Origin of the sequence: Streptomyces sp. ID05-39B (genome assembly GCF_033794725.1) — a bacterium.
In the GTDB taxonomy this organism is placed as follows: Bacteria; Actinomycetota; Actinomycetes; order Streptomycetales; family Streptomycetaceae; genus Streptomyces; species Streptomyces bobili.
In genome coordinates this window covers 1-6,825 of sequence record NZ_JARGEF010000336.1, presented here as the reverse complement: position 1 = coordinate 6,825, position 6,825 = coordinate 1, and the positions used below count along the sequence as shown (strand labels likewise).

General features: G+C 72.1%; 5 protein-coding genes. 2 read left to right on the top strand and 3 right to left on the bottom strand.

Annotated features, from left to right (window positions below; genetic code table 11):
- Nucleotides 1-283: 283 nt before the first annotated feature.
- Nucleotides 284-964 carry a class I SAM-dependent methyltransferase gene (locus P1P75_RS38180; protein ID WP_319264069.1) on the top strand — a complete coding sequence of 227 codons (681 nt, stop codon included), beginning with the start codon at nt 284-286 and terminating at the stop codon, nt 962-964.
- A 489-nt stretch (nt 965-1,453) separates the two neighbouring features.
- On the top strand, nt 1,454-2,848 hold the full coding sequence (locus P1P75_RS38175) for a Mucin-2 (RefSeq protein WP_319264067.1): 1,395 nt from the start codon (nt 1,454-1,456) through the stop codon (nt 2,846-2,848).
- Between the two features lie 126 nt (nt 2,849-2,974).
- Here P1P75_RS38175 and P1P75_RS38170 read toward each other — a convergent pair whose 3' ends face one another.
- The 3 genes from P1P75_RS38170 to P1P75_RS38160 all read right to left on the bottom strand — a co-directional run bounded on the left by P1P75_RS38170 (nt 2,975) and on the right by P1P75_RS38160 (nt 6,782).
- Nucleotides 2,975-4,084, bottom strand: a complete 1,110-nt coding sequence (locus P1P75_RS38170) for a lytic polysaccharide monooxygenase (RefSeq protein WP_319264065.1) — start codon at nt 4,082-4,084, stop codon at nt 2,975-2,977.
- Between the two features lie 141 nt (nt 4,085-4,225).
- Nucleotides 4,226-6,352, bottom strand: coding sequence for a glycoside hydrolase family 6 protein (locus P1P75_RS38165; protein WP_319264071.1), 2,127 nt, complete (start codon nt 6,350-6,352; stop codon nt 4,226-4,228).
- Nucleotides 6,353-6,476: 124 nt separating this feature from the next.
- Entirely contained in the window at nt 6,477-6,782 is a 306-nt protein-coding gene (locus tag P1P75_RS38160; protein WP_319264063.1) for a cellulose binding domain-containing protein, read from the bottom strand.
- Nucleotides 6,783-6,825: the final 43 nt, after the last annotated feature.

Here is a 6,825-nt window from a genome sequence, read left to right as displayed (position 1 = left end):
GGGTGGGCGGGCGTCGTGGCGGTACCGTCGGCCACGGCCTCCTCCGGCCACGTCATCGGGCGGGGCGGAAGACGCCCTTCCGCACTGGAGCTTCGATCATGCGGCCGATCATCCCACAGGCACGACGGCTCGAGCAGGGCGTTGTGGCCTGAGCGCGGTACGCGGCGAAACTACGTCCGCGGGCGACGTGACCGCCGAAACGCGTGCGAGGCACCTGGGGCGCCGTTTTGCCGGACCGGCAACAACAGTGGCGGTCCGGGAGGTGGTGGGCGACGGTGGGCCGGTGACCGACAACATCGCAGCAGGATCACCCGCGTCCGACCTCCCCTCGCCTTCCGGCGGATACCTCGGAGACCCCGCGGTGCAGGCGGAATGGGACGAACGGTACGCCGACCGACAGCAGTTGTGGAGCGGCCGGCCCAACGGCGCACTCGTGGCCGAGGTCGCCGGGCTCACCCCTGGGCGCGTGCTCGACGTAGGCTGCGGCGAGGGCGCGGACGCCGTCTGGCTCGCACGCGGCGGCTGGGAGGTGACCGCGCTGGAGGTCTCGGGTGTGGCACTGGAGCGGGCGGCCGGGCACGCGCGGGACGCGGGCCTCGCCATCCACTGGGTGCACGCCGCACTCACCGAGGCGGTACTCCCGCCGGCCTCCTTCGACCTGGTCTCCGCGCAGTACCCGGCTTTGCTGCGCACCCCCGACTCCACGGCCGAGCGGGCGCTGCTCGCGGCCGTCGCGCCCGGCGGCGTCCTGCTGGTGGTGCACCACGCGGGAATGGAGGCCCAGCAGGCACACGACAGCGGCTTCGACCCTGCCGACTACGTCTGGCCCTCGATGATCGCGGAACTCCTCACCGACGACTGGGAGACGGAGGTGGACGAGCAACGGCCCCGCGTGGCACCCGACGGCGGTGCCGGCGCGCACCACACCGACGACGTGGTGCTGCGCGTACGCCGACTGCGCTGAATCCCCCGTGCGGCGTGGCCCACGGTTCCTGGTTCCTCAGAACTCTGAGGGGCCGATGGCCATCCACAGGTCGGTGTCGGAGAGGATCAGCCGGCCCGCCCGCTGTGCGCCGGTGTCGGGCGACGGCCCGCACGACGGGCTGGTCGCCCTTCCCGACGGTCACCGTCGTGCCGTCGAAGGTCGGTGACTCCTCGGCCACGACCGAGCGCAGGTTCTCCGCAGCGCGGTCGGCGGTTGCCTCGTCCTTGGCTGTGAGACAGAAGATCTCGGTGTTCTCGGCCCCCGTGGTGGCGCGGGCCGCTGGTCGGGGCTTGACGGCATGCTGCGAGCGCCCGGTCTCGCAGCCACCTGACGTGGTGTGCGCTCTCGTTGATCACATGCACAGGCGGTCCGCTGCGTGGCAGGATGGCGGCCGTCGACCCGAGCGGTCGATGCCGCGCAGGTGCCCGAAGGACGCGCGCGCGAAGCGACGGGGTCGGGGAGCTGGGAATGGTCGCCTTCCACTCCTCCGCGCTGGACGGAGTCGCCGCCAACCCGGCCCTTCCCACGCCGCTGCTGCTGCGGCTGATCGCCTTCGACGGCGGGGGCGAGGGTCCGCCCTTCCAAGCCCTCCACCGGCCGGGGCTGCCCGAGCCGGCCGTGGCGGCACTCCTCACCCACCCGATCCTGTACACGCGCGTCACGTTCGCGCGGAGCGGCCAGGCGGAGCCCGAGCAGCGGGCCCGGCTCGCGGACGACCCCTCGCCCGAGGTGCGGGCCACCGTCGCGGAGGGACCCGACCTGATCCACGATCACCGGGCGAAGGTCCGTCCGCTGTCGGACGCCGTGTGCGGGCGTCTCCTCGAAGACCCCGAACCGTGCGTACGGAACGCGCTGTTGCACTCGCGCCACCTGACGCCGTCCTTCCTCGCCTCCCTGGTCCGGCATCCCGATCCGGCCGCACGATGCGCCGCCCTGCGCGTCTGGGCCGACCTGACGGCGGCAGAACGCGCCACGCTGCTCGACGATCCCGACCCCGGGGTACGCCGGTCTGCCGCGCTGTGCGCATGTCCTCACGACGCCCGGCTCACGGCAGCACTGCTCCGCGACCCCGCCGCCCTGCCCACGGCTCTGCGCCGAGGACTTCTCGACCGTGCCGACGCCGAGCGGTTCCTTGCCGAGGGCGTCCACCTGGCCGAACTCGCCGGCAATCCGTCCCTGCCGGCCGACCTCGTGGACCGACTCGCCGTCGACCCCGACGACGGCGTACGGCTCGCCGTCTCCCTCCGGCCCGAGTTGACCGATGAGCGCCGCACCGCGATCGACTTCACCGTCTCCCCGTTCGACCGGGAGGACGTGGACTGGGTGACGGCCGGCATCGCCGATCAGGGTGTGCTGCACCGGGCCGCCACCTCCGCCCACCCTCTGCTGCGCCGCGCCGCGGCCCGCAGTCCTCATCTGTCACCCGGGCTCCTGCGGCTTCTGGCCAAGGGCACGGACGCCGTCGTGCACACCCACCTGGCCATACATCACCCCGACACCCCGCAGGAGGTCCTGATGAGCGTGTACGCACGGCTCGGCGGGACGTTCTCCGCGTGGATGGCCACCGGCCACCCCCGCTTCCCACGCGAGGGACTCGCCGCCCGCTACGCCGACCACCCGAACGGGGTCTACCGCCAACTGGCGGTCCGCGACCCCGCCGCCGGCCCCGACCTGATCGAGCGGCTCAGCCAAGACCCGGACGTCTGGACGCGCCAGGCGGCGGCCCGCGACCCGCGCCTGCCACTCCCCCGGCTCGTCGAGTCCCTCGCCCTGCCCGAGCTGGCCTCCAGCGCGGGCGCCAACCCGGCCCTGCCGCCGGGTGAGATGGCCAGGGTCATGGACGAGGCCGGAGTACCCGCATGACGCGATGACGGCCCGGCTTCGTCCGCGGCCGCAGCACCCGTCGACGCCGGCAGCGTCCGCGCCGTACCCGCACAGCGGCGCCGGCTCCCTCCCCCGTCCGGGAGCCGGCGCCGCCTCGGCCGGCTGCTAGGGGTTGACGCAGCCGATCGAGCCGACCGGGAAGTTGTTGCCGGTCGATGTCGCGGTGAACCCGAAGGTGACGCTGCCGTCCGGCGGGACGGTCCGGTTGTAGTCGAGGTTCGCGACCGTGACGGTGCCGTCGGATCCGCTGGCCAGCGCACCGTTCCAGACACTGCTGATCCTGGTGCCGGCACCGGGTGTCCACTTCACGGCCCAGCCGTCACGCGCAGTCGTGCCGTGGTTCATGACCTCGACCGAGCCCTGGAAGCCGCCGCTCCAGGAGTTGGTCACGGTGTACGTGGCCATGCACCCGGTGTGCGGGTCGGACGGGGTCGAGGTCGGCGTGGGCGTAGGAGTCGGGGTCGGCGTGGTGGTCGGCGTGGGTGTGCTGCCCGAGCCCCGGATGCCGGTCACCTCACCGTTGCCGCCGTCGAAGACGATGTCCGAGCAGGAGAAGAAGTTCTCCTGGCTGTCCGAGCGCACCCACTGGATGAACATGACCGCGTCGCCGGAGCGGCCCGAGGGCAGGTTCAGGTTCCAGTAGTAGTGGCCACCGTCGGTACCCGGTGAGCCCGTCTGCGGCGGGTTGGTGACGGTGTCGATCAACTCCAGGTCGTCCCAGCCCAGTTCGGTGGCGGGCGAGTAACCGGGCTTGGACAGGTATACCCGGAAGGACCCCGGGTGTGCCGCCCAGTTGCTGTGCTTGACCTGGATCGTCCGGCCGGAGGTGAGGTGCGTCCGGGGCCAGTCGGAGCGCGCCGCGTTGTAGCCGGTGAAGTTGTACGGCGACCGGTCACCGGCGCTGCACAGCTTCCCGTCGGGCACGTAACCGGCGCCTCGGCCACCGGCGTTGGAGTCGAGCACGGCGAACCAGTTGTACAGCGCGGTCGCCCCGCTCTCGTTGAGCGCGGCCCGGCAGGCCGGGTTGGTGGGGTCCAGGGAGCCGGTGCTGGTCTTGGCGTCCAGATAGCAGAGGTAGGTCCGCGATCCGGGCGTCATCGTGACGCCGTGCGCCTGCGCGTCGCCCTGTCCCATCAGGGCCAGACCGAGTCCGCCGAGCAGCGTCGCCAGTAGCGCCGCCGCCAGGGATACGAGTCGGTTGTTGCGTCGAGCCATGGTGTCTCCTGTGCCTGTGTGGGGGTCGTGTCGTGGTCGCGCTTGTCTCCTTCGGGGTGCACCGTCAGGTGATGGAGCCCCCGCCCGTCCGGGGAGAAGGCCGCCGGACGGGCGGGAGAATCTTGGGTGGAGGTGCGTGGATCAGGCGGGCGGTGTGCCCCAGGCGAGTGTGGTGGCGACGTAGGCGGGAACGGCCGGGGCGTCGGTGTAGGCGGTGGCGGTCGTACGGCTGTGGTCGTCGGCCTCCTCGAAGGCCGACCAGTCCGACTTGGCCATCCGGAGCTGGATGTCGCCGGTGTCCAGGCCGGCGGCCAGCGCGCCGTCGGTGAAGCCGACTTCGAGGTAGGCGTCGGCGCCCGCCACGGCCGTGCTCAGCGGCACGACCCTGAGCTGGACGTGGGCGCAGCCGACGGCGGCGTAGTCGCACCAGGCCCGCACGTCGGGCGAGCCGCCGTCACGGGTGAAGTAGTAGCGGGCGGTGACCTTGGTCAGGTCGACCGTCGTACTGCCGGGGTTGACGATCCGCAGTCCGGGGCGGATCGCGTTGTCGGTGGCGGAGGCGTCGTTGTTCTTGTAGCGGACGACGAGTCCGCCCGTCGGGTCGGGGCCGCCACCGCCGGACTCGGTGGTGACGGTGAGGGCGGTGGAGGCCGCGGAGACGTTGCCGGCGGCGTCGCGGGCTCGGACCGAGTAGCTGTGGGCCGTCGCCGCGCTCAGGCCGGTGTCCGTGTAGGTCGTGCCGGTGACCGGCGTCGAGGTGACCCTCATCTGGTCTCGGTAGACGTCGTAGCCGCTGACGCCGCGGTCGTCGGTCGCGGCGGTCCAGGCCAGCGAGACGCTGCTCGCCGTCTTCGCGGTCGCGCGCAGGCCGGTGGGCGCGGTCGGGGCGGTGGTGTCGCCGCCCGGACCGCCGCCGCCGTCCGTGGGCACGGCAGGGTGGGCGTTGCGCACCAGCATGGCGAACTGGTCGTGGAACCAGTGCCCGGCCAGCGGGGCTCCGGGCAGCGCACCCGTCCTGCTGTTGCCGGCGTTGGGCGCGGTGTAGTCCGGGTCGCACATGGGGTCCTGGCGTTTGCCCTCGTCGTTGGGGATGTCCTCACTGGCTCCGTCGGACTCGCCCGGCGGCTTCACCCACAGGAAGGCGTCGAGGTGGGAGTCCGGCCGGCCGGCCGGGGCGCCCTGCGGGGGCTCGCCGATGCCGGCGCCGCTCACGTTGCACCACAGGCCACGGTGGGTACGGCGGTCGGTCTTGGACCCGGTGACATAGGTGTCGACGGTGGTGCTCGTGCTCTCGGCGGTGGGCCGGGCGGAGCCGCCCCAGCCGTTGCGGGAGGTGTCGATGACCATGCCGGTGGAGGCGGGCCAGCCTGCCGAGACGAGGGCGCTGTGCACGTTCTTCGTGAAGTCGGCCTCGTCGAAGTTGGGGTTCCACTCGTAGTACTTGCCGCCCCTGACCGGGGTGCCGCCGACGTTCTTGCCGGGGTCGGTGAGGAACGGCTCGTCGAGCGGCGTGTAGTTGGAGACGTTGGTGATCAGCCCGTCGACGCTGCTGGTCCCGGCCGCGGTGCCCTCGGCGGTGTCGGTGTACAGCTGCACGGTCTTGGAGAGGTTGGTGTCCCAGCCGAGCCATCCGGAGTGCGCGAAGTCCAGGTAGGTGTAGACGTTGGGGAGGGCGTGCAGCTTGTCGAGGGCGTACTGGACGCCCTTGACGTATATGCCGCTGCTCGCGGCTCGCGCGCACTCGGCGTCGGCGCTGTTGGTGACCAGGTTGGGCAGGCCGTCCGGCTCGATGACGGTGGTGATGCGGACGTCCTGGTACTTGGGGTTCTTGAAGACGTTCGCGATGACGTCGATGTACTGGCTCTTGTAGCGGTCCAGGCCGGCTTCCGTGAGCGGCAGTTCGCCGTTGGAGGCGAGGGCCGCGCAGTCCCGGCCGGGCAGGTCGTACACGACGAACGTGGCGGTGATGGGACGGCCGGGCTTCTTCTGCGCGAGGGCCAGGTCGAGGTGGTCGGCCAGGCTCTTGCGGCCCGCGTTGGCCTCGCCGCCGTGGAGAGCGGCGATGCGGTCCAGCCAGACGGCCGTGGGGTGGTTCCTGACCTGCTCCATCTTCGACCTGAGGGCGGCGTCGGAGGTCTGCGCGATGGACGTGTCGACGCGGGCCGCGTAGTCGGGATTGACGTAGAAGTCGGCGCCGGCGAAAGGGTTGTCGACATGGGCCTCCGCCGCCGCGGCGGGCTGCGCCGTGAGCTGGCCGACGGCGCCCAGCAGCAGGGTGGCCAGCGTGACCGCGACGGACGTGCGTCGGTGGCGGGTCAGACGCGGACGGCTGGCGCCGGATGGGGACGGACGGTTCAACGTGCCCTCCTCGGGAGTACGTGGGGGTCGTGCATCAGGAGCCCGCGCAGTGCGTCGCGGGCGTGCCCGTGGGACCGTTGGCGGTGAAGCCGAACGAGGTCGTGGCACCGGGTGGCAGGGCGCCGTTGTGGGCGGCGTTGTGGACGGTGGCCCGGCCCGCGGACACGGTCGGCGAGCCGTTCCAGAGGCTGCTGACCGTGGAACCGCCGAGGTCCCAGGACACGTTCCAGCCGGTGAGCGGGCCGGTACCGGTGTTCTTGACGGTGACCTCCGCCTGGTAGCCACCGGACCAGGAGGCGACGGTCCTGAACTGGGCGGTGCAGGCACCGGGCACCGGCACCGCCCAGTTCAGGACCGTCGCCTCCTGGTCCGGTGGCTACCAG